Source organism: Salinicola endophyticus (assembly GCF_003206575.1).
Taxonomy (GTDB): domain Bacteria; phylum Pseudomonadota; class Gammaproteobacteria; order Pseudomonadales; family Halomonadaceae; genus Salinicola; species Salinicola endophyticus.
On record NZ_PZJO01000002.1, the window covers coordinates 631,520 to 657,090 of the forward strand.

Below are 25,571 nucleotides of genomic sequence, written 5' to 3' on the forward strand. Positions count from 1 at the left end.
CGGGGCTCAAGCGCTGAGCGCGTCGTCACGATCCCGCGCGCTGCCCGGGTCGTAGTCGCGCACGTCGACGAAGTGCCCTTCGATGGCGGCGGCGGCGGCCATCGCCGGACTCACCAGATGGGTGCGCCCGCCGTAGCCCTGGCGCCCCTCGAAGTTGCGGTTCGAGGTCGAGGCGCAGCGCTCGCCAGCGCCCAGTTTGTCGGCATTCATCGCCAGACACATGGAGCAGCCCGGCTCGCGCCACTCGAAGCCGGCCTCGACGAAGATCTTGTCGAGCCCTTCGGCCTCGGCCAGACGCTTCACCAGACCGGAGCCCGGCACCACCATGGCGAGCTGGATATTGTCGGCGACCTTGCGCCCCTGGGCCACCTTGGCCGCCTCGCGCAGGTCTTCGATCCGCGAATTGGTGCAGGAGCCGATGAACACCTTGTCGAGGCGGATATCGGTGATCTTCTGCCCCGCCTCGAGCCCCATGTACTCGAGCGCGCGCTGCATACCGCGCGCCACCGTCTCGTCGTCGGCGGTGGCCGGGTCGGGCACCGCGGCGGAGACATTGACCACCATCTCGGGACTGGTGCCCCAGGTCACCTGGGGCTCGATGGCCGCGGCGTCGAGTTCGACCACCTTGTCGAAGTGGGCGTCGTCGTCGGAGACCAGTTCACGCCACGCCTCGACCGCCGCCGGCCACTGCTCGGCACTGGGGGCGAAGGGGCGGCCGCGCAGGTACTCGATGGTGTGGTCGTCGACCGCCACCAGACCGACCCGGGCACCGGCCTCGATCGCCATGTTGCAGATGGTCATGCGACCTTCCATCGACAGCTCGCGAATCGCACTCCCGGCGAACTCGATGGCGTAGCCGGTACCGCCGGCGGTGCCGATACGGCCGATGATCGCCAGCACGATATCCTTGGCGGTGACGCCGAGACCCAGCTGGCCCTCGACGCGCACCTGCATGTTCTTCATCTTCTGCGCGATCAGGCACTGGGTGGCGAGCACGTGCTCGACCTCGGAGGTGCCGATACCGTGGGAGAGCGCGGCGAAGGCGCCGTGGGTGGCGGTGTGCGAGTCGCCGCAGACCACGGTCATGCCGGGCAGCGTGGCGCCCTGCTCCGGCCCCACCACATGGACGATGCCCTGACGCTCGTCATTGATGCGAAACTCCTCGATATCGAAGCTCTCGCAGTTGGCGTCGAGGGTCTCGACCTGGATGCGCGAGACGTCATCGACGATGCCCGCGTTGCCGGCACTGCGCTCCTTGATCGTGGTCGGCACGTTGTGGTCCGGCGTGGCCAGGTTGGCATCGCGGCGCCACGGCTTGCGCCCGGCCAGACGCAGCCCCTCGAACGCCTGCGGCGAGGTGACTTCGTGCAGCAGATGACGGTCGATGTAGATCAACGCCGAGCCGTCATCGCGGCTGGTCACCAGATGCTGCGCCCACAGCTTGTCGTAGAGCGTTTGGCCTGCCATGTCTCGATCTCCTCCGTCGCCCGTCTCGACGCGGTTGCGCGACGCTGTCGGTATGCCGCGAGGGGCCCGGCCACGGGCCTCTCGAGCTTGGGAGAGCCAAGATACGCCCGGGGCATGCATAAAAGCAATTCATCTTGATTATGCTTTGGATTCCACACCAGAATAGATGAATTCATCAGCCCCGCCGCGAGGGCCACACCATGGACACCCAGAGCCTGCAGGCCTTCATCGCCGTTGCCGATACCGCCTCCTTCTCGCTGGCCGGCGAGCGCCTGCACCTGACACAGCCGGCGATCAGCAAGCGCATCGCCGCGCTCGAGGCGCAGACAGACGCCAAGCTGTTCGACCGCATCAACCGCCGCGTCAGCCTCACCGAGGCCGGCCGCCTGCTGCTGCCCCAGGCGCGCCGGATCCTGCAGCTTGTCGAGGAGAGCCGACGCCAGCTGCACGACCTCAGCGGGCAGGTCGCCGGCAGTCTGACGCTGGCCACCAGCCACCATGTCGGCCTGCACCGCCTGCCCCCGGTGCTCAAGGCCTACACCCGGCGCTACCCCGGGGTCGATCTCGATCTGCGCTTCCTCGACTCCGAACAGGCCTATCAGGGGGTGGTCTCGGGGGCAATCGAACTGGCCGTGGTGACCCTGGCACCACGCCCCAACCCGCAGGTGGAGTCGGTGCCGGTATGGACCGACCACCTGCGCTTCGTCGCGGCCCCCGAGCACCCGCTGGCCGGCGCCAGTCGCATCTCGCTCGGCGAGCTGGCCCGCCATCCGGCGGTGCTCCCCGGCCCGCTCACCTTCACCCGCGACATCGTGGTCGACGCCTTCTCCCGCAGCGGCCTCACGATCGGCGTGGCACTCTCCACCAACTATCTGGAGACCCTCAAGATGATGGCCGGCATCGGCCTGGGCTGGAGCGTGCTGCCGGAGAGCATGATCGACGACGAGGTGACGGTCCTGGCCGTCGAGCACCCGCCCCTGCTGCGCCGCCTGGGCTATCTGGTGCATCGCGAACGCACCCTCTCCAATGCCGGCCGCGCAATGCTCGCCCAGCTCGAGTCGATGCGCGCCGACCTCGTCGAGACGCCGGATCGTGCCTAGGCTAGAGCGAGCCACCCCAGGCAGAGCGAGACACGAGGAGCACACGACATGGCCTCGCCAGCGTCATCCGCGCCCCAAAAGGGCGCGACCGAGCCAGAACAGGAAAGCCGTGGTGACAACGCCAGCGAGCGCGAACCCAGCCGCCCAGCGCAGCGCCTGGGCCTGATCCCCGCCCCGGAGCTGCCCGAACGCATCGCCGCCGGGCTCGCCGAGGAGCTGCCGACACTGCTCTCGCGCCACACCGACGACCGCCACGCCTGGCGGGTCGAGTGCGTCACCGACCCACTGATCGGTGCCGACGGCACCGGTGCCGAACTCATTCAGCAGGCCGCCCGCCTCAAACGCGAGCACGGCTGGGACTACGTGCTGTGCATCACCGATCTGCCGCTGTTCCGCGACGGCCGTCTGACCGTGGCCGAGGCCAGCGAGGCGTGTGGTGTGGCGGTGATCTCGCAGCCGGCACTGGGCGCCTCGCCGCTGCACGACCGGCTGCGCGAAGCCACGCTGCACCTGATCAACGAGATGCACCACGGCAGCGACCCCGACGACCGCGAGCGCCAGCAGGCGCATGTCGACCGCAGCCGCCGGACGCGCCGCGCCCACGGTATCCGCAACGGCAGCGCGCGCCAGTTGATGGGCTCGCGTCTCGCCGAGTGGCTGACGCCGATCCGCCGGATCACGCCGGACGACCGCCAGGAACACGAGGGCGATGAGGAGAGCGGCGAGGAAAGTGAGGGAAAACGTCGCGAGGAGATCGAGACGAGGTGTCAGGCAGCGTCCGCTGAGACGTGCGATACGGCGCCTGAGGCGTCAGATGCCACCCGCCCTGCCGGCGATGGTGACGACAGCCGCGGTGACGACGACAGCGACAGCCAGAGCGGCGAGCGTCAGCCGGTGGTCGATGTGCGCTTCGTCTCCGCCGCCCCTGTGCGCGCCCATCTACGCCTGCTGGCGGGGATGGTGCGCGCCAACCGGCCGTGGACCATTCTGCCCGCCTTCCGGCGTATCGTCGCGGTGGCCTTCGCCACCGGCGCCTACGGTCTGATCTTCCCCACCCTGTGGCGCCTCAGCGCGGCCTACGAGGTCTATCGCTTCGTGCTGCTGATGATCGCCGCGATCGCCGCCATGGTGATCTGGCTGATTCTCGATCATGGCTTGTGGGAGCCGCAGCGCTATACCGGCTCGCCGCGCCTGACCCGGCTCTACAATCTGACCACGCTGATGACCCTGCTGTTGGGGGTGGGCTGCTACTACGCCATTCTCTTCGCGCTGTTTCTGGTGGCGGTGATCCTGTTCGTCCCCGCCAGTCTGCTCGAAGCCACGGTGGAGTCCTCCATCGGCTGGTGGAACTTCCCCGCCCTGGCGTGGCTGGCGACCTCGGTGGCGACCGTGGCCGGCGCCCTGGGCTCGAGCCTGGAGAGCGACGAGACCATCCGCGGCGCCACCTACGGCTACCGCCAGCAGCTCCGCCAGCGCAAGGTCAAGGAGCGCCAGCAGCAGGCGCGTGAGGAGCGCCAAGACGGCGCCAACAAGGGCGGCGCAGAGACACGCGGCACGGACAAGGGAAGTGACAACGGAAATGGTGGGAATAAAGACTACGAGAGTGGCGGTGACCCAGCCGAGGGTGGCAAGGCAGGCCGTGGCGGGCCCCCTGGCGACGAATGATCGCCGCCAGGGTTGAAGCCGGCGTCTAGCGCTGGCCCAGGCGCGGGGTCTCTACCCGCACATCGGCATTCTGGCCGCGGTGGCGCAACCAGTGATCCATCAGCGTCAAGGCCATCATCGCCTCGGCGATCGGCGTGGCGCGGATTCCCACGCAGGGATCGTGACGCCCCTTGGTGATCACCTCCACCGGCGCCCCATGGACATCGATCGAATGCCCGGGCTGGGTGATGCTGGAGGTCGGCTTGAGCGCCAGATGCGCCACCAGCGGCTGGCCAGTGGAGATACCGCCGAGCACGCCGCCGGCGTGATTGGAGAGGAACCCTTCCGGGGTCAGCTCGTCGCGATGTTCGCTGCCGCGGCTGGCGACCACACCGAAACCGTCACCGATCTCGACCCCCTTGACCGCATTGATGCCCATCAGGGCATGGGCCAGGTCGGCGTCCAGGCGATCGAAGACCGGCTCGCCCAACCCCACCGGCACGCCCTCGGCAATCACCGTGATCTTGGCGCCGACGCTGTCCTGATCGCGACGCAGTTGATCCATGTAGGCCTCGAGCTCGGGCAGCTTGTCCGGATCGGGGCAGAAGAACGGGTTGTCGTCGATCCCGTCCCAGCTTTTGAAATCGATCTCGATGGGGCCGAGCTGGCTCATGTAGCCGCGCACGCGTACGCCCTGCTGCGCCAGCCAGGCCTTGGCGATGGCCCCGGCGGCGACGCGCATCGCGGTCTCACGCGCGCTGGAACGGCCACCGCCGCGGTAGTCGCGAATGCCGTACTTGTGGTGATAGGTGTAGTCGGCATGCGCGGGGCGGAACTGCTCCTTGATCTTGGAGTAGTCCTTGGAGCGCTGGTCGGTGTTCTCGATCGCCAGCCCGATCGGGGTGCCGGTGGAGCGCCCCTCGAACACCCCGGAGAGGATCTTCACCTGGTCCGGTTCGCGGCGCTGGGTGGTATGGCGCGACGAGCCCGGGCGCCGACGGTCGAGATCGCGCTGCAGATCCGCCTCGCTGAGCGCGAGCCCCGGCGGGCAGCCATCGACGATGGCGCCCAGCGCCGGGCCGTGACTCTCACCGAAGGTGGTGACGGTGAACAGTTTGCCGAAGGTGTTGCCGGACATGCGGGTTCCTCGGAGAAAAGGGAGCGAAAGCGAAGCGGTCAGGCGGCGGCGAACCGAGCCGCATGAGCGTCGAGAGTCTCGGCGTCGAGCACGAAGACGCCCTCGCCGCCGCGCTCGAAGTCGAGCCACAGGAACGGCACCTCGGGGAAGGCGGCCTCGAGGTGGCGCTGGGAGTTACCGACCTCGACCACCAGGATGCCGTCGTCGCTGAGATAGCCACGCGCCTCGCGCAGGATGCGGCGCACGATATCGAGCCCGTCGCTACCCGCGCCCAGCGCCAGGTCGGGCTCGTGGCGGTACTCTGCCGGCATCGCCGCCAAGTCACGGCTGTCGACATACGGCGGGTTGCTGACGATCAGGTCGTAGGTCTGCCCGGCGACGCCGTCGAACAGGTCGGAGGCCACCGCACGCACCCGGCGACCGACGTCGTGACGCACGATATTGGCCTTGGCCACCGCCAGCGCCTCGGGGCTGATATCGACCAGATCCACCGCACAGGTGGGCAGGGTCAGCGCAGTGGCGATGCCGATGCAGCCGGAGCCGGTGCACAGGTCGAGCACCCGTGCCGGCGGCGCGGCTTCGAACCAGGGCGCGAAGCCCGCCTCGATCAGCTCGGCGATCGGCGAGCGCGGAATCAGCACACGCTCGTCGACCTCGAACGGATAGCCGGCGAAGAACGCCTCCCCCAGCAGGTAGGGCAGCGGTCGCCGGGTTTCGATGCGCTGCCGCGCCAGGCCCACGATCCGGGAACGCTCGACGCCGAGCAGTCGCGCGTCGAGTATCGCCGGGTCAGCGTCCCACGGCAGGTGCAGCGCCCCGAGCACCAGCGCCACCGCCTCGTCCCAGGCGCTGTCGGTACCGTGGCCGAAATGCAGGCGATGGGCGAGAAATTCACTGGTGGCCCAGCGCAGGCAGTCGCGAACGCTGATCAGCTCGCTGGCGAGGGCGTGATCGGTGAGCGTCAGGGTCGTCGACGGACTGGACATGGGTCGGGCTCGCAAATAGCTGAAAAACGGACGACGATTGTACCCGCAAGGGTCAGCGCTTCACAGCCGGGCATGCTTCCGCGGCGACAATCCTTTACCCTGGCGCCCCCGGAGCGGGTCCGCCAGACGCGGCCCGATGGCACACCCCCGGCCGGCACGAACGAAGGCGGCAAACAGAGGCAGAGCGGCATGACGCAGATTTCGGGCGACGATCCGTCAGGTGGTGACGACACCGATCTCGGCGCCTTTCGTCAGGCGCTGGAGGCGGCCGGCGTGAAACGGCTCAAGCTCAACCGCGCCGATACCGGACGTCGCCGCCAGCACACGCTCAACGCCAAGGCGCGCCGCGAGGCCGCCGAGCAGGCGCCACCCCAGGCGCTCTCCTCCCTCTCCGACGGCGGCGTCGAGGCGGTCACCCCGCATCAGTCGCTGGCGTTCGCGATCCCCGATCTGCCGCCGCGCACCTTCGCGCAGCTCAAGCGCGGCCGCATCCCCTGGGAAGGCGGGCTCGACCTGCACGGCTACACCCTGGACGAAGCGCGCCTGGAACTCGAATCGTTCATCGACGACGCCGTCGCCAACCGCCTGCGCTGCGTCCTGGTGGTCCACGGCAAGGCCCGCGGCACCAGCGCCGGCGGTGGCACCTATCCGGTGATCAAGAGTCACGTCAACACCTGGCTCAGGAACTGGTCGCGGGTGCTCGCCTTCTGCTCCGCCAGCGAGATCGACGGTGGCACCGGCGCGCTCTACGTGCTGCTGCGTACCCGCGGCGGCGAGCCGGAGTGAGTCTCATGGCGTTCACGCCTGACGCCCACGTCTGGACATCATGCCTGACACTGACGCCTGGCACTCACTCCTGGCGCTTGGGCGACGACAGCGGCAGCGGCATGTCGACCCGGGGTAGCCCGCTGCTGCGCGGATGCCGGCGTGCATCGACCGGCTCGCCGCTGGCCCAGGTGTGATCGCGCTGCGCCTCGTAGCGATCCAGCGCCTGGGCGGCGAGATAGCGGCCGAGTTCGATCAACGCCTCGGCACGGTGGAACTCGTAGGCACCGCAGACGCTCTTGGGCACCTCGATCAGGACGTCCGGCGGATAGCCGGCGATCTTGTACTTGGCCAGCGCCGCCTGGGTGATATCGAACGACGCCAGCATCATGTCGAGCTTGCTCCAGGCGCGCTCGGTCTGGCTCGACCAGGTGTCGCCGGTGCCCTCCTCCTCATCGCTGAAGGAGGAGATCATGCCCTGGACACGGTTGCGCACGCCCCCCAGCCAGCCACTGAAACTCTTGCCTGCGGCCTCGCGTTCACGCTCGCGTTGCTCCTCCTCGGCGGCACGCTCCGCCGGCAGCAGCGCCTCCAGGCTGATCGGGCGTGGCGTCTGCGCCGTGGCGTTGACCGCGAGCACGATATCCGCGGACACCGATACCGTAGGGATGATCGGCAGCGGGTTGAGCAACCCGCCATCGACCAGCACCTGGCCGTGCTCCTGCACCGGCGTGATGATCCCGGGCACGGCGATGGAGGCTCGGATCGCGCGCAGCAGCGAGCCGCTCTGGAACCACACCTCGCGCTGGCGGGTCAGGTCGGTGGCCACCGCGGTGAACGGCAGCGGCAGCGATTCGATCTGGATATCGCCGACCAGCGCCTTCAGCTTGGTCATCACCTTGCCGGCGCGCATCGCGCCCATCGCGCTCCAGGTGATATCGACCAGCCGCAGCACATCGAAGTAGTCGAGCTGACACACCCAGTCGCGGTAGCCCTCGAGCTGGCCGGCGGCGTGGATGCCGCCGATCAGCGCGCCCATCGAGCAGCCGGAGATCGAGACGATCTCGTAGCCGCGCGCCTCGAGCTCCTCGATCACGCCGATATGGGCGTAGCCGCGGGCACCACCGCTGCCCAGCACCAGTGAAACACGTGGTTTCATCGTCCCCTTCTCCTGCCTGTCGCTTGCACGTCCTGCTCCGTCATGCCCTTGCCCACTGCCGCTGTCCGCACCGGCCGCTCACTCGCTCACCGCGGCGGCGCCCAATTGGGTGAAGCGTACGACCTCCGCCGCCACCTGCGCCACCCGCGTGCGCTCGAGATGCAGATGGTGGCCGCCACTCATCACCCGTCGCTGCAGCCGGCGCACCCGCCGGCAGCTCTCGGCCAGTTGCTCACGTTCGCCCAGCACCCCGGCGGTGGCCTGAATCAGCAACGTCGGCGCGACGATCTCATCGAGCATGGCCAGCATCTGCTCCGGGCTCAGACGCAGCAGCGAGGGCCAGACCAGGCGCCGGTCGCTGCGCCAATAGAGCAGGCCATCCTCGCCACGCCGCAGCGCGCGCTCGACGATCGGCCGTGCGGTGTCGGCATCCAGTCGCGTGCGGCCGCCATTGACCCGGGCATCGAGCGCCGCTTCCAGGGTGGCGTATCCGCGTTCGCCACGCCGCGGCCGTCGGCGCGCGCGCAGTCCCAGCCGCAACTGATCCGCGACCTGTTGCGGCGTGGTGGTCAGCGGGGCGAGACCATCGAGCAGCACCAGCCGAGCCACCCGCTCCGGCAGCGCGGCGGCGAGCAGGCTCGCCACCCCCGCGCCCATGGAGTGGCCGAGCAGTGTCAGCGGCGCCGGCCCCAGCGTCTCGACCACCTCGACCAGCTCGGGCAGATAGCTCCAGGGTGAGTAATCGCCCCCCTCCCCGCGATGCGGTGAGCGGCCGTGGCCGGGCAGGTCCAGCGCCACCACCCGGATGCCCAGCGCCTCGACCAGCAGCGGCGCCAGGCGCGAGAAGGTCGCGGCGTTGTCGAGCCAGCCGTGCAGCGCCAGCCACACCGGGGCCTCCGCCGAGCCCCACACCTGCGCCGCCAGCCCCGCCTCGCCGAGCGTCGTCTCGATCGCCCCCTCGCTTGCCTTATCGCTCAACGACATGCTGCCCCTCCCGCATCCGGTCGAGCGCAGCGAGCAGCGCCGCCCGGGTCGCCTCGGGGTGCTCGAACGGGAACATGTGGCCGCCGGGCACGCAGCCGAGAGTGACCCCGGCCCGTGCGAGCTGGCGCCGCCGGGCGGCGGTCAGCAGGGTCGACGTCTCGCCGGCGATCACCGTGAGCGGCACCTCGAGACGCTTGAGCACACCGGAGAGGTGGTCGGGCAGATGCCGAAACACCGCGGCTTCATGGCGTGGGGCGAACAGCAGACGGGCCGCCCCCTGCTCGTCGAGCCGGGTGGCACCGCTGACATAGTCCGCCAGCGCCGCCTCGGTGAAGCCCTTGAACAGTGTGCGCTGGCGCAGCGAGTGGTGCATCGCCTCGCGGCTCGGCCAGTGCTCGCGCCGCTTGAGGGTCTTGCCGGCCGGGGTGATACGGTAGATGACACCGGTCAGCTTGGCCAGCTTGAGCATCCACGCATCGCGCCCGATCAGCAGCGGCGGGTCGAGGGCGATCACCGCGCGGAAGTGTTCCGGCGCGCGGCAGGCGCCCATGATCGAGAGCACCCCACCCATCGAGTGGCCCACCGCGATCACCGGCCGGCCCACCGCGCGGACCGCATCGAGGTACTCGTCGCAGAGCGAATGCCAGTTGCGGTCGACCGGAAAATCGGGATGGTGAGCCAGACGCTCCAGGGGGTGAAGCTCGAAGCGCTCGCCCAGCGGCGCCAGCAGGGTACGGTAGCTGGCACCGGTAAAGCCGTTGGCGTGGGCAAAGACCAGGGGTTGAAGCAGCATCGATTGTCGGATTCCCGTAAACTGTCGCCTTTTCGTCGCACGTCCCCGCCTCGGGGCCGCTACGGCGCACCCCGGCACGTACCTGTTCGAGCGCTGCCGCGGGCCGACGTTTGGACTCGCGCTGACTGCGCGAGTTCTCGTTTTCTACACAAGCTCGGGGCCTCTCGACAAGCGCTGGTCGTCTACACCGCTTCCGCTTGTCGACGCAGCCCCTCGCTTCCACACCGCTCTCGTTGTCTAAAAAAGGATTGTACCGTGTCCCGCAAAGGTTCCCATCGCGACACTCGACTGAGAAATCGGCTGTTCTGGGCCGTCATCGTCGCCGCCCTGGTGGTCGGCTTCTGGCTGGTTCGCGGCGGAGAGTGACCCATGGGCCTGCTGGCGGCATTTACCCATACCCTCGAAATCACCCTGCCGGTCTTTCTGATGGTGTTCCTCGGCCTGGGCCTCAAGCGCCTGGGCTGGATCGATGCCGCCTTCATCAATACCGCCTCATCGCTGGTATTCCGGGTGACCATGCCGACGCTTCTGTTCCTCAGCATCATCCAGGCGGACCTCGACAGTGCCCTGCAGCCACGGCTGATCCTCTACTTCGTCGGCTTCACCCTGGCGAGCTTCGGCCTCGCCTGGCTGTGGGCGATCTGGCGTCACCCCTACGTCGAGCGCGGGATCTTCACCCAGGGCGCCTGCCGCGCCAACAACGGCATCGTCGGTCTGGCGCTGGCGGCCAGCCAGTACGGTGACTATGGGCTGTCGGTGGGCGGCATCATGGCCGGCGCGGTGATCGTGGTCTACAACGTGGTCTCGGTGATCGTGCTCTCGGTCTACAGCCAGGACGTGCCCACCGACCTGCGCTCGCTGGCACGCAACCTGGCCAAGAATCCGCTGATCCTGAGCGTGGTGCTGGCGATCCCGGTGGCGCTGCTGGGGCTCGATCTCCCCGCCTGGCTGCTCACCTCCGGCGGCTATCTGGGCTCGATGTCGCTGCCGCTGGGCCTGATCTGCATCGGCGGCACGCTATCGGTCACAGCGTTCAAACGCGGCAGCACCATCGCCCTGGATGCCAGCCTGTGGAAGCTGGCATGGGTCCCCCTACTGGGTGTCCTCGGCGCCCTGGCGCTGGGCATCCGCGGGCCGGCCCTGGGCATCCTGTTCCTGTTCCTGGGCAGCCCCGGCGCAGCCGCCTCCTTCGTCATGGCCAAGGCGTTCAAGGCCAACGACAAGCTGGCCGCCAACATCATCGTGATCACCACCTTCGGCTCGATGTTCAGCCTGAGCCTGGGGTTGATCGTGCTGAAGTGGCTGGGACTGGTGTAGATACTAGACACCCGGACACCCATCGAGCCCCACTGGGGAAACGCCGAGGGCCGCGCGAAGGCGGCCCTCGGGTGTCGCTACGTCAAGCTGACTGCGCTCAGTGCTCGCGCTGGCCGTCGACCAGGCGCGAGAGCGCCAGCGGATTGCTCTCCTCGAGCGCCCGCGGGCGCAGCGCATCGGGCAGGTTCTGATAGCACACCGGGCGCAGGAAGCGCTGGATCGCCGCACTGCCCACGGAGGTGGTGCGGGCATCCGAGGTGGCCGGAAAGGGGCCACCGTGGACCATCGCATCGCACACCTCGACCCCGGTGGGCCAGCCGTTGGCCATGATGCGCCCGGCCTTGCGCTCCAGCGTCGGCAGCAGCGCACGCGCCGCGTCGACGTCGGCGTCATCCATCTGCAGGGTGGCGGTGAGCTGCCCTTCCAGCGCCTCGGCAACCCGCTTGACCTCGGCGGCGTCGCGACAAGCGACCACCAGCCCCGCAGCGCCGAAGATCTCGCCCTGCAGCGCGGCATCATCGAGCAGCGCTTCGCCACGGGTCATGAAGAGCGCGCTGATACAGCGGTTGGGCTGACCCTCGGCGGCTACCCCGCGGGCCACTTCGTGCACCTGTGGATGCGCCGAGAGCGTCGCCACACCGTGGGTGTAGGCGTCATGGATGCCCGGCGTCAGCATGGTCTGGGGCTGGCTCTCCTCGACCGCCGTGGCGGCCGCCTCGACGAAGGCATCCAGCTCGGGGCCTTCGACCGCGATCACCAACCCAGGGTTGGTGCAGAACTGCCCGGCACCCAGGGTGAGCGAGCCAACGAACGCCGCGCCCAGCTCGCGGCCCCGGGCGGCAAGCGCCGCCGGCAGCAGGAATACCGGATTGGTGCTGCTCATCTCGGCATAGAACGGGATCGGCTCGGGGCGCTGCTGAGCAATCTGCTGCAGTGCCAGCCCGCCCTTGCGCGAGCCGGTGAAACCGCCGGCCTTGATGCGCGGGTCGGCGACCAGTGCCTGCCCCACTTCCAGCCCCGAATCGTGGAGCAGCGAGAATACGCCCTCGGGCAGGCCGCAGCGCGCCACCGCCGCCTGCACCGCACGCCCCACCAGTTCGCAGGTGCCCGGGTGGGCCGGGTGCGCCTTGACCACCACAGGGCAGCCGGCAGCGAGAGCCGAGGCGGTATCGCCGCCGGCGACCGAGAACGCCAGCGGGAAGTTGCTGGCGCCGAACACCGCCACCGGCCCCAGTGCGATATGACGCTGACGCAGGTCCGCCCGCGGCAGCGGCTCGCGCTGGGGCAGCGCCGGATCGACGCGCACGTCCAGCCACTCGCCATCACGCACCACCCGCGCGAACAGGCGCAGCTGACCGCAGGTGCGACCGCGCTCGCCCTCGATGCGCGCCCGCGGCAGGCCGCTCTCGGCCACCGCCCGGTCGATCAGCGGCTCGCCGATGGCTTCGATCTCCTCGGCGATCGCTTCCAGAAAGGCGGCACGCGCCTCACTGGCAGTCTCGCGATAGCTATCGAAAGCGGCGCCAGCCAGTTCGCAGGCGCGGGCGACGTCCTCGACGCTGCCACCCTGGAATTCGGTCGGCAGACGCTCTCCGCTGGCCGGGTCGATGGCCACGATGGGATCGCGACTGCCCTTGATCGCCTGCTGCCCAATCAACAATTCGCCAGTCAACTTCACGTTGCCTCCTGCACCGATGGTCGGATGTGATAACGCCGAGCGGCGCGCCCCCTCGGGGCAGCGTCGACTCGGCGCGGGTGGAGATCGTCGGCCGCGGGCAGGTGACGCCACGGCCGCGGGGCGGCGGTGTCAGCCGCTGGGGCGATCCAGATAGACGGCGTAGTTATCGTACGCGCGCTGGAGATGTCGCAGCATGGCGTCGCGCGCCGCTGCCGGCTGACCCGCCACGATGGCCTCGAGCACGTCGGCGTGCTCCCGCGCCACTCGCTCAAGGTAGTGGGTCATGGCTGCCGGGTCGAGTTCCACCGCCACCAGCTTGGTGCGCGGGATGGCCCCTTCGTGCAGCTGATCGTACAGAGTGACGAAGAAGGGATTGTGGCTGGCCTCGACGATGGCGCGGTGGAAGCGATAATCCTCCTGGCGCGCCTGGCCGCCTTCACGGCTGGCGGCGACCAGCGCCTCGTGGGCCCGCGTCAACGCCTCGATGTCGGCATCACTGCGCCGTTCGGCGGCCAGCGACGCGGCTTGCGAATCCAGCGCCAGGCGCAGTTCGAGCACATGGAGAATGTCCTCCACCGTGGTGGCGCTGATGCGGCGCGCCGGGAAGGCACTGGCCGGCGCCGAGCGCAGCACCCGGGTACCGATGCCGCGACGTGTCTCCACCAGCCCCATCGACTTGAGATGGGCGATCGCCTCGCGCACCGCGGTACGGCTGACCCCGAACATGTCGCACAGCTTGCTCTCGGTCGGCAGCTTGTCGCCCACCGGGATCTTGCCCTCGGTGATCAGGGCTTCGAGCTGGCGCGCGATCTGGCGCGACAGGCTCTCCTGCATCGAGATGCGCTGCACGCTGAAGGCCTGGGTCTGCTCCATCGTTTCCTCTACCTCTGCTGTGCCGGATATCGCCGTGGCATGTCACCACCCCGTGGCCCGCTGGCGTGGCCGCGGCCTGACTGTCGCTGGCCGCTAGCATACCAGCTCGCCCGACAAGCGCGTCATTCACCCCTCGTCGGGGTGCCCCAGGGCAACGAACTTGCCGCCCTGGAAGCGCACCGCCGGGTCACCCGGGTCGAGACGGCCGTCGGCAGCCTCGACCGCCTCGCGCCAGGGCGCCGAGCTCTGACGCGGGCGCCAGCCGAGGAATTGCGCATGGCAGTTGTCCCACCACTGCTCGGCGTTGTCGGAAGCGCCGTAGACCACGGTGTGCCCCAGGTGGCGCGCGGCGAAGGCGCGCCCCAGCAGGTCGACGAGATCCTCCACCCCGAGCCAGGTCGCCAGCATGCGGGTGTCCTTGGGCTGAGGGAAACAGGAGCCGATGCGCAGGCTGAGCGTCTCGATGCCGAACTTGTCGTGATAGAGGCTGGCGAGATCCTCGCCGAAACACTTGGAGACGCCATAGAGCGAATCGGGCCGGTGCGGCACCTGGCTGTCGAGGCGTGTGGTGCGCGGATAGAAGCCGATGGTGTGATTGGAGCTGGCGAAGACCACCCGTGGCCGGCCTTGCTGGCGCACCGCTTCATAGAGATTGTAGACGCCGACGATATTGGCCTGGAGGATCTCGGCCCACGGCTTCTCCACCGAGATGCCGCCGAGGTGGATCACTCCGTCGCAGCCCTCGACCAGCCGCGCCACCGCCGCGGCATCCGCAAGATCGCAGGTGACGATCTCCTCGTGGGCGGCGGCCGCCCCCGGATCGACGATATCGGAAAGCCGAACCTGGTGTGCCAGCCCCGCGAGATGGGGGCGAATCGCCTGCCCCACGCCACCGGCGGCACCGGTCACCAGTAATCGATTCAGCATGGCGTAACTCCCTCTTGTTCGATGGCAAAGCGGAGAGTGCCCGGCCTACCGGGCACGGGTTCACTGCAGTAGATGGGGCAGCGTCAGCGAGACCGCCGGCACATAGGTGACCAGCATCAGCACCGCGAACAGCGCTAGATAGAACGGCCAGATGGTCTTCACCGTCTGCTCGATCTTGATCCCGCCGATCGCGCTGCCCACGAACAGGCAGCCCCCCACCGGTGGCGTGCAGAGCCCGATCCCCAGATTCATCATCATCAGGATGCCGAACTGGGTCGGGTCCATGCCGAACTGCTGTGCCACCGGCAGAAAGATCGGGGTACAGATCAGGATCAGCGGCGCCATGTCCATGATCATGCCCAGCACCAGCAGCAGCAGGTTGAGCATCAGCAGCACCACGACCGGATTGTCGGAGACCGAGGTCAGACCGTTGGCGAGCATTTCGGGCACGCTGTAGAGCGCCAGCAGATAGGAGAACGCCGAGGCGCAGCCGACCAGGATCATCACCAGCGCCGTGGTCTTGACCGCCTGATAGACCGCGGTCTTGAACGCCGCCCAGCGCAGCTCGCGGTAGACCAGCCCGGTGACCACGATGGCGTAGATCGCGCCGAAGGCGCCGGACTCGGTCACCGTGAGAACCCCGGAGAGCACGCCGCCGACGATGATCACCGCAGTGAGCAGGCCCGGCAGCGAGGCGAAGAAGCTGATCACCAGTGCGGCCCAGCCGGGGAAAGGTTCGCCGCCGTAGCCGCGCTTCACCGCCACCACGTAGGCAGCCACCGCCAGTGCCAGACACATCAGGATGCCCGGCACGATCCCGGCCACGAACAGCTGGGTGACCGAGATGCCGCCACCCGCGGCCACCGCATAGAGAATCATGTTGTGGCTGGGCGGGATCACCACCCCGGCAATCGACGAGGTGACCGTGACATTGACCGCGTAGTCGGTGTCGTAGCCCTTCTCCTTCATCACCGGAATCAGGATCGACCCCAGTGCCGAGGTGTCCGCCACCGCCGAGCCGGAGATACCGCCGAACAGCATCGACGAGGTGACATTGACCATGCCCAGGCCGCCGCGCATGCGCCCGACCGCCGCCGAGGCGAAGCGCACCAGTCGCCGTGAGATACCGCCGTGGAGCATCAGCTCACCGGCGAAGATGAAGAACGGGATCGCCAGCAGCGAGAACACCGAGATCCCCGAGACGATGCGCTGGAAGCCGACGAACAGCGGCAGCCCCTCGTAGAGAAAGGTCACCACCGCCGACAGCCCCACCGCGAAGGCGATCGGCGCGCCCACGATCAGGCCCAGCGCGAAGACTCCGAACAGAATGATCAGCCCCATGGTCAGCGCCCCTTGCGTGTCGACATCGCGCGTTGGATCAGATCCGCGCCGGTAAAGATCACCAGCAGCACCCCGCAGGCCACCAATGGCGCCGAGCGCCAGCTCTCCGACAGGCCCAGCATGGGAATCGGACGGTCGGCGTTGTTGACCATCATCAGCCACCCCTGCCAGGCCATGACGCTGCCGAAGGCGATCACGAAGGCGTCGGCAATCAGCTGCATCAGCAGGCGCAGCGGGCGCGGCGCACCCTCGCGCAGGAAGTCGATGCTCAGATGGGAGTGGAATCTCACCCCGGCGGCAGCCCCCAGACAGGTGATGTAGACCACGATCAACAGCGACGACTGCTCGATCCAGGTCGGGGTGTCGTTGAGCACGTAGCGGCCGAAGACCAGCCAGCCGAAGGAGAAGATCAAAAACACCAGCAGCACGCCAGCAACGATCAGGCAGAGTCGAGCCAACGCATCGAGCACCTTGTCACACGCCGAGGTGCCAGCGGCCATGGGCGGCTGAGAGTCGTTCACGGTGAGATCCTGTCAACTGCGGCGAAGAGGCGGCCGGCGCGCCTCCCGGCGGAGACGCGCCGACCTCGCGAGGGCAATCAGGGGGTCTGACGAATCTCTTCGATCAGTGAGGCAAGCTCGGGATGCTTGTCGGTGAACGCCTGGTAGATCGGCTCCATGCGCTGCTGGAAAGCGGCCTTGTCCTTCACTTGGTTGATCTTCACCCCCGCCTTCTCGACGATCGCACGGCTCTTCGCCACCCGCTCCGCCCACAGCTGGCGCTGCTCCTGAGCGGCATTCTCGGCGGCGGTGCGCACGGCGCGCTGATCGGCGTCGGAGAGCGCCTCCCAGCTCGACTTGGCCACGCACAGGCACTCGGGAATGATCAGGTGCTCGGTGAGCGAGTAGTACTTGGCCACTTCGTAGTGGTTGCTCGACTCGAACGAAGGGAAGTTGTTCTCGGCACCGTCGATGACCCCGGTCTTGAGCGACTGGAACACCTCGCTGTAGGCCATCGGCGTGGCGTTGCCGCCCAGGGCATCGACCATCTGCACGTAGAGATCGTTGTTCATCACCCGCAGCTTGAGCCCCTTGACGTCGTCGGGGGTCTCGATGGGTCGCTTGGTGTCGTAGAAGCTGCGCGCGCCGGAGCCGAACCAGGAGAGCGCGATCAGATTCTTCTCGGCCAGGGCGGCGGCGAAGCGCTTGCCGATGTCACCATCCATGACCCGATACATCTGCTCGACGTTCTTGAACAGAAACGGCAGCGAGAGCACGTCGGTCTCCGGCACCACCGGGCCCATCGGCCCCATGTTGAAGTTACCGAAGTCGAGCGCGCCGCTGCGGGCCTGTTCGATCGCATCCGGCTGATCGCCGAGAACCCCATTGTTGTAGACCTTGGGCTCGACGCGGCCATCGGTGGTCTTGGCGACCTCCTCGGCGAACGATTTCAGCGCCAGCGAGTTGGGGTAGCCATCGGGGTGCACGTTCCACCCGCGCCAGGTCGCCGCCTGGGCACTCAGGCTGGCGCCCAGCAGCACGCCGGCCGCCGCCAGGGAGAGACAGGTACGCGAGACTCGCGGAGAGAAGAGAGAGGTCATGACGCGCTCCATGTTGAATGGGCGCAGCCTTCGAGGGCGTCGCCTGGCATTTCCACCAGACCGATCGCGACGCCGTGCAGGCCGCAATGTTGTTGTCGCCAGCAACATTGCCATACATCATACTTATCCAGACATTAGACTTTGGCATTCTCGATACACCGTGCCAAGCCCCCACGCTGCCGGCGTCTGCGCTCACTGGCGCCTTTCGTCTGGCGTGGCTGCGTCACCGCCCACGCTGCGCGGCGCGTGGCGGGTGCCCGGCCCGGCCGGCGCCTGCTGCAGGCAGGGCTCGACCGAGGCCGAATAGATCGCCACCGTACTGCGCCCGCCGCGCTTGGCACAGTAGAGCGCTTCGTCGGCCAGTCGCAGCAGGCCGTCGGGGCTTGCACTGTGCATCGGGTAGCTGGCAATACCGGCCGAGAAAGTGACGCGCCCCAGGCACACTTCGCCACGCGTGATCGGCGTCGCACAGAGCCGCCCCAGCAGCCGTTCGAGACGCGCGGCCAGCGCCGCCGGCGAGGTGTGGGAGAACAGCGCAAACTCCTCGCCACCCAGGCGGCAGACGCTCTCACCGGTGTTCTGGTGCGCCTTGAGCAGCCCGGCCAGGGTCACCAGCACGCTGTCGCCGGCGTCATGTCCGAAGCGGTCGTTGATACGCTTGAAGTGGTCGAGATCGAGAATCGCCAGCGTCAGACACTCGCCACGGGATACCGCCCGCCGGCACGCCTGGGCGTAGGCGGCATCGAAGTGACGCCGGTTGTAGAGCCCGGTCAGCGCATCGCGATAGGACAACCCCTCGAGTTCCTCGACCAGTTGCGCCAGCTCCGCGGTGCGCAGCGCCACCTGGTGCTCCAGCGTGTCGTGGGAGCGTGCCAGCTCGCGATGGACCCGATGGTAGCGGTGCAGCGAGATCGCCACACAGGAGAGCGAGAAAGCCAACGAGCCGAAGCTAAGGGGTATCGGTTGCCACGGGAGGAAGCCATGGGCCACCAGCATATCGGCCAGCAGCAGCGGCGCGAACACCGCGAAGCAGAGTACAACGGTACGCTGGGAACCATCCAGGGCGCGCCACTGCCATAGCGCCAGTGCCAGCATCGCCGGCAGCGTTGCCACCAGCAGCCCATCGAAGATGGGAAAGGTCAGCGACAGGTTGATCACGCCACCCTGCACCAGCCCCACCACCAACACCACATAGCCGAGATGCAGCGCCCACAGCCGCCGCATCCAGCGCCGCGCGCTCCCCTTGAGCCAGTGGGCCAGGATCAGCCCGGTCGCCACCGGCAGCATGTAGTAGCTGAAGGCCCGCAGCAGATCCCACCCCAGCGGATTGTCGGCGATCAACTGCCGCGCCGGCGCCTCCGCCAGCAGCATCAGTCCCGAGGCACCGCCGAACAGCGCAATGGCACCGAAGCTGCGCCGCTCGACCCCGCTGACGGCGAAGATCGCGGCGAATACCGCGAGCGCCAGGGCCAGCGCGCTCACCGCCACGTCCCAGGCCGAGCGTCGGATGATCTGACTGTAGGCCTCCCCGCGATCAATCAGGCGTACCTGGCCCCACAGGCCGATGCTGGTGTAATCGGAGAAGACACGCAGACAGAGGGTCTTGCCGGCGAAGTCGCGGGGCAGCGCGATCATGTGCCAGGGCCAGCCGGCAAAGGCGATCCTGTCACCCGCGTCGAAGTCGCCGTACTGGTAGATCAGCCGGCCACCGAGATAGACCTGGGCGATCAGATCGATGCTGGGGATGAACAGCACCGGATCGTGCCATTGATTGTCCGGCAGGCGCAGGCGAAACCACACCTTGTCGCGGCCGTCACGGTCCGGCGGATTGGCCGGAAACGCAATCGGCTGCCACCCGGAGCCAGCAGCGTGTAGCCAGACCGGCAGCCCGTCGCTATCCAGCGGCGAATCGCCCCAGCGATACTCCCAGCCGCGGGGCTCGACGCTCGGTACCCCGCCCTCGGGTTCGCGCATGGTCCAGTTCCAGGCCACGAACATGCCGATCAGCAGTACGCACAGGCCGGTCAAGGCACCGATCACGCGCATGATGAGCTCCCCCTCGCTCAAGGAAGCTCATAGTGTCATGAAACCAAGTGTCAAGATAAGTATCCAAAGGTGATTTAACTAGTCTATTGCTGCTCCTCCGGTGCCCTATTCTGACTTCCTGGTCATGCCCCCTTATGCCACCTGATGCCCCATCCTGCTGACGCCTCCTAGGTCATGCACGCCTCGCGGCGGGTGCTCGCCCGCCGCTCGCCGTCACGCCCGGCTCAGCGCACCAGTGCCGGACGCTTGGGGTCGAAGCGCCAGCCGTCGATCAGATACTGCATCGCCATGGCGTCGTTGCGGCTGCGCACATCGAGGGAGCGGTAGAGCGCGTGGGCCTGCTCGAGCTGCGCCATATCCAGCTCGACGCCCAGCCCCGGCGTGGTGGGCACACGCAGCTTGCCATCGCGGATCGCCAACGGCTCGCGGGTGAGGCGCTGGCCATCCTGCCAGATCCAGTGGGTATCGATGGCGGTGATCTCCCCCGGGCAGGCGGCGGCGACATGGGTCATCATCGCCAGTGAGATATCGAAGTGGTTGTTGGAGTGCGAGCCCCAGGTCATGCCCCACTCGTGACACAGCTCGCCGACCATCACCGCCCCTTGCATTGTCCAGAAGTGGCAATCCGCCAGCGGAATGTCGACCGCGTTGAGCGCCACCGCGTACTGCAGCTGCTTGAAGTCGGTGGCGATCATGTTGGTGGCGGTCTTCAGGCCAGTGCGTTTCTTGAACTCGGCCATGGTCTCGCGGCCGGACCAGCCCGCCTCCTGACCACAGGGGTCCTCGGCGTAGCTGAGCAGATGCTTGATCGGCTCGAGCACGTGCACCGCTTCGTCGAGCGTCCAGGCGCCGTTGGGGTCGAGGGTCAGCCGGGCCTCGGGGAAGGCGTCGTGCAGCGCGCGAATACACTCCGCCTCCTCCTCGCCGCGCAGCACACCCCCCTTGAGTTTGAAATCCTTGAAGCCATAGCGGGCATGGGCAGCCTTGGCCAGATCGGCGACCGCCTCCGGCGTCAGCGCCTCGCGGCGTCGCACTTCGTCCCAGGCGTCCACCGGGTTGTCGGCTTTCGGGTAGGGCAGATCGGTCTTGGCCGGATCGCCGAGCAGGAACAGATAGCCCAGCGCCTCGACCTCGTCGCGCTGGCGGCCGAAACGCCCCAGCAGATCCGCCACCGGCTGGCCCAGCGCCTGCCCGTAGAGATCGTAGAGCGCCGACTCGATGGCCGTCAGTACGTGCACCGCCACGCGCAGATCGAAGGTCTGCTGCCCGCGCTCCTCACGGCCGTTACTGGCCAGTGCCAGCCGCGCCTGGTTGAGGACCCGCTTGACCTGGTCGATCCGCGCCCCCTCGACCAGCGCCCGGCACGTTTCCAGCCCCTGGAGAATGCCCTCGCTGGAGGGGATCTCCCCCACCCCGCGCTGGCCGCTGTCATCCTCCAGGATCAGCACACAGCGAATGAACCAGGGCGCATGGCCGCCGCTCAGATTGAGCAGGAAACTGTCATAGCCGGCCACCGGCACGACCGACATCTTGGTGATCTTGGGAAAACTCATCTCGCACTCCTCGATATGTGATCGTTGCGGGGACGCTGAAGGCACCGGCGAGCAAGATGAAGCTCAAGGCGCCCGGCGCACAGGATCCGGAGCCTATGGGGTATAGGTGAGGATTCCGCGCACCGGGCAACGCAGCGATTCATCTGCGCAGCCATTGATTCAGTGTTTCCTAGCCGCGTTTGCCGAATTCTGCGCTATCCACTGTCCACTGGCGTGCCTGCTCGGTCAGGGTGAAGCCGAGCCCCGGGCGGTCCGGCACCAGCATGCGCCCATCGCGGGTCTCGAGACGTTCGTTGAACAGCGGCTCCAGCCAGTCGAAGTGCTCGACCCAGGGTTCGCTGGGATAGGTCGCCGCCAGGTGCAGGTGAATCTCCATGGCGAAGTGCGGCGCCAGCTGCAGGCCGGCGCTGCTGGCCAGGGTGGCCAGCTTCAGAAACGGCGTGATGCCGCCGATGCGCGGCGCATCCGGCTGGATGATGTCGGCACTGCGATGCTCGATCAGCGCGCGGTGCTCGGCGACGCTGGCGAGCATCTCGCCGGTGGCGATGGGCGTATCCAGGGCGCTGGCCAGCGCGGCGTGCCCTTCGACGTCGTAGGCGTCGAGGGGCTCCTCGATCCACACCAGGTGGTAGGGCTCCATGGCACGGCCGAAACGCAGTGCGGTGGCGCGATCCCACTGCTGGTTGGCGTCGATCATCAGCGGCACGTCGTCACCCAGGTGGCGGCGCACCGCCTCGACGCGCTGCAGGTCGGCCTTCATGTCGGGCTGGCCGACCTTGATCTTGACCCCCTTGATCCCGTTCTCCAGCGACCGGCTGGCGTTCTCCTTGACCTCCTCTATCGGCGTATGCAGGAAGCCCCCGGAGGTGTTGTAGCACTGCACCGAGTCGCGATGGGCACCGATCAGCTTGGCCAGCGGCAGCCCCGCGCGCTTGGCCTTGAGATCCCACAGGCCGACGTCGACGGCGGCGATGGTCTGGGTCGAGAGGCCACTGCGCCCTACCGAGGCGCCGGCCCACACCAGCTTGTGCCACAGCTTGTCGGTGTCGTTGGGGTCCTCGCCGAGGATCGCCGGCGCGATCTCCTTGGCATGGGCGAACTGGCCGTAGCCCCCGGCCCGCTTGGAATAGCTGAAGCCGATTCCACGATGGCCATCACGGGTCTCGATCTCGGCGAACAGAAAAGACACCTCGGTCATCGGCTTCTGGCGCCCGGTCAGCACCTTGGCATCGCTGATCGGCGTCGCCAGGGGCAACAGCACATGGGAGAAACGGATCCAGCTGATGGCGTCGTTGTTCATCGCGTCACCTTGTCTTGTGGCATCGTCGCAGGCCAAGAACAGGGCCGCGGCGGGATTTATCGGGGTCATCGAAACCAGCAATGATTGCGCTATCATTCAGGCGCCGTCAGAGGTCACTGGCCAAGGATAGTAGCGCGGCACATTTGTATGACAAAGATGGCAGAGGGTAAATTACGACCAAAGCACTAGGTGATGCTCCGGACACGAGACGCGCCTGCAACGTCCCCGTTAGGTGATGGATTCCCGCGGTTATCGGCCCAGCGAGCGCTCAGGTGGTGGCACGATCGACCAGGCTGAAGCCGACGTCCTCCACCGCCCCGCTACGCTCGAACTGGGGCCGCGCCATGCGTTCGAGCAGCTGCTCGGCGGCGCGGCGGCCGATGGTGGCGCCATCGATGCGCACCGTGCTCAGGGCGGGGAAGCTGGCCGCGGCGTAGCTGCTGTCGCCGAACCCCATGATGGCCAGATCATGGGGGATCGATAGCCCCCGACTCTGGGCCTCGGCGATCACCCCCAAGGCGAGGATGTCGGAGCTGCAGACGATCGCCTCGAGGGCGTGATGATCGAGCAGCTCGGCCGCCATCTCGCGCCCCCAGGGCATGCTCGAGGGAGTCCCCACCCGGCGCAGCGGCAGCGCCTCCTGCCCTGCCTCCGCCAGGCGCTCGCGCAGGCCGTCGATGCGCCGCTCGGCGCGGGCGTCGTCTGCGCTGATCACCCCCAGCCGACGATAGCCGCGGGCGAGCAGATGTTCGGCCACGGCGCGCCCCACCGCGTGATGGGAGAAGCCCACCAGCATGTCGATGGGCGCCTCGTGCATGTCCCAGATCTCGACCAGCGGCACCCGACTGGCCGCCAGGCGCTGATGGGTCAGGGCCGAGTGGTGGCAGCCGGTGAGCACGATACCGTCCGGGCGGCGGCTGAGCACCGTCTCGATCACCCCCTCCTCCTCGGTCGGGGTGTAGCCGACCAGCCCCAGCAGCACCTGGTAGCCACGCGGCACCAGAACGCCCATGACCGTCTGCACGACTTCGGCGAACAGCGCGTGGGCCACCGTCGGCACCAGCAGTGCGACCACCCGGCTGCGGCTGGAGGCCAGCGCGCCGGCGACCTGATTGGGCACGTAACCGGTCTCGCGCACCGCACGACGCACCCGCTCCCGGGTGGCCTCGCTGACCAGCTCGGGGCGATTGAGCGCCCGCGACACCGTCATCGGCGCCACGCCAGCGACCCGCGCCACATCGGTCAGACGGGCACTGCCGGTGGCGCGGGCCGAGCGCGGCTTGGCGTCATGATCACTCACTGCGGGGTGTGCGCCTCAGCCATGGGGAGGTGCGACGAAGGCGCCGAGCCTGGCGCAGCCCGCCGCCCACACCTCGGCTTCGAGCAGCGCCACGCCGGCGGTGGGGAAGCCCATGGCGGCAAGCGGCCCGCCATCGACCAGACGCCCGGCCAGGGTGCCGACCAGCGGCATGTGACTGACCAGGATCAGCGGCGCCGGCGAGGCGCCCAGGGCACTGAGTCGCTCGATCAAGGCGTCGACGTCATCCTCCGGGGTCATGCCATCAGCGGTATCGAGGGCGATGCCGAGCGCCGCGGCGACCGGCATCGCGGTCTGCTGGGCGCGCCGGAACGGGCTCGCCCACAGGGTCGCCGCGGCCAGCTCCGGGCGGCCGGCGAGCCAGCGCGCCGCCGACTGCGCCTCAAGCTCGCCTTGGGCGGTCAGGCTGCGTTCGGCGTCGGGCATGCCGGGCCCCGCCTCACCGTGTCGAACGATCGCCAGCCAGCTCATGCGTCACCGTCCGGCGCCAACTGATGCGCCTGCGACACCGCCTCGCGCGAGAGCATGAACTCGACGTCGCTGCTCTGCTCGTTCTCCATCAGCGCCCGCGCCATGTCACGTGCCGGCACGTCGTCGAACATCACGTGGTGGAGCCCCTGGGCCAGCGGCATGTAGATCCCCTCCTCACGCGCCTTGGCACACACCAGCTTGACCGTGTTGACGCCCTCGGCGACCTGGCCCAGAGCCTCGATCGCTTCGTCGAGGTTGGCCCCCTCGCCCAGCGCATAGCCCACCCGGTAGTTGCGCGAGAGCTGGGAGGAGCAGGTCACGATCAGATCGCCGACGCCCGAGAGCCCGAGGAAGGTCATGGGGTTGGCGCCGAGGGCCACCGCGAAGCGACTCATCTCCGCCAGCGCCCGGGTCATCAGCATGGCACGGGTGTTCTCGCCCATGCCCAGCGCCGCCGCCATACCCGCGGCGATGGCATAGATGTTCTTGAGCGAGCCGCCCAGCTCGGCGCCGTAGCGGTCGTTGCCGGCATAGACGCGGAAGTAGCCGCACCCCAGCGCGGCCTGGACATAGGCGCGGGTGACCGCGTCGTCGCTGGCGATCACCGTCGCGGTGAGTTGCTTCTGGGCGATCTCCGCGGCCAGGTTGGGCCCCGAGAGTACACCGATGTGCGACGAGCCGGTCTCCTCCTCGATCAGCTGGCTCATCAGCTTGAAGCCTTCGGCCTGGATCCCCTTGGTGGTGGTCACCAGGATCTGCTCCGGGCGCAGATGCTCGCGCGCCTGCTCGAGCACGCCACGAAATGCCTTGGAGGGGATGGCGATGAACACCACCGCGGCCTCGGCCACGGTCGCGGCCAGGTCGGTGGAGGCCACCACCGCCGGGTTGATCGGGTAGTCGGGTAGATAGCGGCCGTTGCGGTGCTCGTGATTGATCTGGTCGACCAGCGCCGCATCTCGCAGCCACTGGCGTACCGTGGCGCCGTTGTCGGCGGCGATGCTGGCGATGGCGGTACCGAAACTGCCGCCGCCGAGCACGGCGACCCGCATGGGCTCCGAAGAGCGGGAATCTGACTGCGAGGGGGATTCTGGCATGGTCGATCCGTGGACAC

22 protein-coding genes are annotated in these 25,571 nt (G+C 68.1%); 4 read left to right on the forward strand and 18 right to left on the reverse strand.

Going from position 1 to position 25,571, the window contains the following annotated elements; genetic code table 11:
* Window positions 1-6 precede the first annotated feature (6 nt).
* Complete coding sequence (leuC, locus tag DOM66_RS05420) at window positions 7-1,467, reverse strand: 3-isopropylmalate dehydratase large subunit (protein ID WP_110674316.1); 1,461 nt, start codon at window positions 1,465-1,467, stop codon at window positions 7-9.
* 200 nt (window positions 1,468-1,667) lie between these two features.
* Here leuC and DOM66_RS05425 point away from each other — a divergent pair, with 200 nt between their 5' ends.
* Window positions 1,668-2,567: a LysR family transcriptional regulator gene (locus DOM66_RS05425; RefSeq protein WP_110674317.1), complete on the forward strand. Its 900-nt coding sequence runs from the start codon at window positions 1,668-1,670 to the stop codon at window positions 2,565-2,567.
* Window positions 2,568-2,615: 48 nt separating this feature from the next.
* Window positions 2,616-4,232, forward strand: coding sequence for a hypothetical protein (locus tag DOM66_RS05430; RefSeq protein ID WP_110689483.1), 1,617 nt, complete (start codon window positions 2,616-2,618; stop codon window positions 4,230-4,232).
* 25 nt (window positions 4,233-4,257) lie between these two features.
* Here DOM66_RS05430 and aroC read toward each other — a convergent pair whose 3' ends face one another.
* Both aroC and prmB read right to left on the reverse strand, forming a co-directional pair.
* The gene (aroC, locus tag DOM66_RS05435) at window positions 4,258-5,349 is read right to left on the reverse strand and encodes a chorismate synthase (protein ID WP_110689484.1); all 1,092 of its coding nucleotides are present in this window, start codon (window positions 5,347-5,349) and stop codon (window positions 4,258-4,260) included.
* A gap of 38 nt (window positions 5,350-5,387) precedes the next feature.
* Window positions 5,388-6,335: a 50S ribosomal protein L3 N(5)-glutamine methyltransferase gene (gene prmB / locus DOM66_RS05440; RefSeq protein ID WP_110689485.1), complete on the reverse strand. Its 948-nt coding sequence runs from the start codon at window positions 6,333-6,335 to the stop codon at window positions 5,388-5,390.
* Window positions 6,336-6,524: 189 nt separating this feature from the next.
* Here prmB and DOM66_RS05445 point away from each other — a divergent pair, with 189 nt between their 5' ends.
* Window positions 6,525-7,121, forward strand: coding sequence for a Smr/MutS family protein (locus DOM66_RS05445; RefSeq protein WP_110689486.1), 597 nt, complete (start codon window positions 6,525-6,527; stop codon window positions 7,119-7,121).
* 64 nt (window positions 7,122-7,185) lie between these two features.
* Here the strand turns inward: DOM66_RS05445 and DOM66_RS05450 are convergent, their stop codons facing one another.
* The 3 genes from DOM66_RS05450 to DOM66_RS05460 form a co-directional block, all read right to left on the reverse strand.
* Complete coding sequence (locus DOM66_RS05450; protein WP_110689487.1) at window positions 7,186-8,259, reverse strand: patatin-like phospholipase family protein; 1,074 nt, start codon at window positions 8,257-8,259, stop codon at window positions 7,186-7,188.
* 78 nt (window positions 8,260-8,337) lie between these two features.
* On the reverse strand, window positions 8,338-9,243 hold the full coding sequence (locus DOM66_RS05455; RefSeq protein ID WP_110689488.1) for an alpha/beta hydrolase: 906 nt from the start codon (window positions 9,241-9,243) through the stop codon (window positions 8,338-8,340).
* Window positions 9,227-10,036: an alpha/beta fold hydrolase gene (locus DOM66_RS05460; RefSeq protein ID WP_110689489.1), complete on the reverse strand. Its 810-nt coding sequence runs from the start codon at window positions 10,034-10,036 to the stop codon at window positions 9,227-9,229. Before DOM66_RS05460 ends, DOM66_RS05455 begins: the two co-directional genes overlap by 17 nt.
* 369 nt (window positions 10,037-10,405) lie before the next feature.
* Here DOM66_RS05460 and DOM66_RS05465 point away from each other — a divergent pair, with 369 nt between their 5' ends.
* On the forward strand, window positions 10,406-11,353 hold the full coding sequence (locus DOM66_RS05465) for an AEC family transporter (RefSeq protein WP_188115142.1): 948 nt from the start codon (window positions 10,406-10,408) through the stop codon (window positions 11,351-11,353).
* A gap of 97 nt (window positions 11,354-11,450) precedes the next feature.
* Here the strand turns inward: DOM66_RS05465 and DOM66_RS05470 are convergent, their stop codons facing one another.
* The 12 genes from DOM66_RS05470 to DOM66_RS05525 form a co-directional block, all read right to left on the reverse strand.
* Window positions 11,451-13,031: an aldehyde dehydrogenase (NADP(+)) gene (locus DOM66_RS05470; RefSeq protein WP_110674325.1), complete on the reverse strand. Its 1,581-nt coding sequence runs from the start codon at window positions 13,029-13,031 to the stop codon at window positions 11,451-11,453.
* Window positions 13,032-13,160: 129 nt separating this feature from the next.
* Window positions 13,161-13,904, reverse strand: a complete 744-nt coding sequence (locus tag DOM66_RS05475) for a FadR/GntR family transcriptional regulator (protein WP_110689490.1) — start codon at window positions 13,902-13,904, stop codon at window positions 13,161-13,163.
* Window positions 13,905-14,030: 126 nt separating this feature from the next.
* Entirely contained in the window at window positions 14,031-14,831 is an 801-nt protein-coding gene (locus DOM66_RS05480) for an NAD-dependent epimerase/dehydratase family protein (RefSeq protein WP_110689491.1), read from the reverse strand.
* Between the two features lie 60 nt (window positions 14,832-14,891).
* Window positions 14,892-16,172, reverse strand: coding sequence for a TRAP transporter large permease (locus DOM66_RS05485; protein ID WP_110674328.1), 1,281 nt, complete (start codon window positions 16,170-16,172; stop codon window positions 14,892-14,894).
* Window positions 16,173-16,174: 2 nt separating this feature from the next.
* Entirely contained in the window at window positions 16,175-16,693 is a 519-nt protein-coding gene (locus tag DOM66_RS05490) for a TRAP transporter small permease (protein ID WP_232825122.1), read from the reverse strand.
* Between the two features lie 77 nt (window positions 16,694-16,770).
* Complete coding sequence (locus tag DOM66_RS05495) at window positions 16,771-17,772, reverse strand: TRAP transporter substrate-binding protein (protein ID WP_110674329.1); 1,002 nt, start codon at window positions 17,770-17,772, stop codon at window positions 16,771-16,773.
* A gap of 192 nt (window positions 17,773-17,964) precedes the next feature.
* Window positions 17,965-19,818, reverse strand: coding sequence for a GGDEF domain-containing protein (locus DOM66_RS05500; RefSeq protein WP_110689492.1), 1,854 nt, complete (start codon window positions 19,816-19,818; stop codon window positions 17,965-17,967).
* Between the two features lie 224 nt (window positions 19,819-20,042).
* Window positions 20,043-21,371, reverse strand: coding sequence for an enolase C-terminal domain-like protein (locus DOM66_RS05505; RefSeq protein ID WP_110689493.1), 1,329 nt, complete (start codon window positions 21,369-21,371; stop codon window positions 20,043-20,045).
* 169 nt (window positions 21,372-21,540) lie between these two features.
* Window positions 21,541-22,671 carry an L-talarate/galactarate dehydratase gene (locus DOM66_RS05510; protein ID WP_188115143.1) on the reverse strand — a complete coding sequence of 377 codons (1,131 nt, stop codon included), beginning with the start codon at window positions 22,669-22,671 and terminating at the stop codon, window positions 21,541-21,543.
* A gap of 268 nt (window positions 22,672-22,939) precedes the next feature.
* Window positions 22,940-23,971 carry a LacI family DNA-binding transcriptional regulator gene (locus DOM66_RS05515; protein ID WP_198651717.1) on the reverse strand — a complete coding sequence of 344 codons (1,032 nt, stop codon included), beginning with the start codon at window positions 23,969-23,971 and terminating at the stop codon, window positions 22,940-22,942.
* Window positions 23,972-23,986: 15 nt separating this feature from the next.
* Window positions 23,987-24,460 carry a phosphohistidine phosphatase SixA gene (sixA, locus tag DOM66_RS05520; RefSeq protein ID WP_110674333.1) on the reverse strand — a complete coding sequence of 158 codons (474 nt, stop codon included), beginning with the start codon at window positions 24,458-24,460 and terminating at the stop codon, window positions 23,987-23,989.
* Window positions 24,457-25,554, reverse strand: coding sequence for an NAD(P)H-dependent glycerol-3-phosphate dehydrogenase (locus DOM66_RS05525; protein WP_245392360.1), 1,098 nt, complete (start codon window positions 25,552-25,554; stop codon window positions 24,457-24,459). The genes sixA and DOM66_RS05525 overlap by 4 nt, the downstream gene beginning before the upstream one ends.
* Window positions 25,555-25,571: the final 17 nt, after the last annotated feature.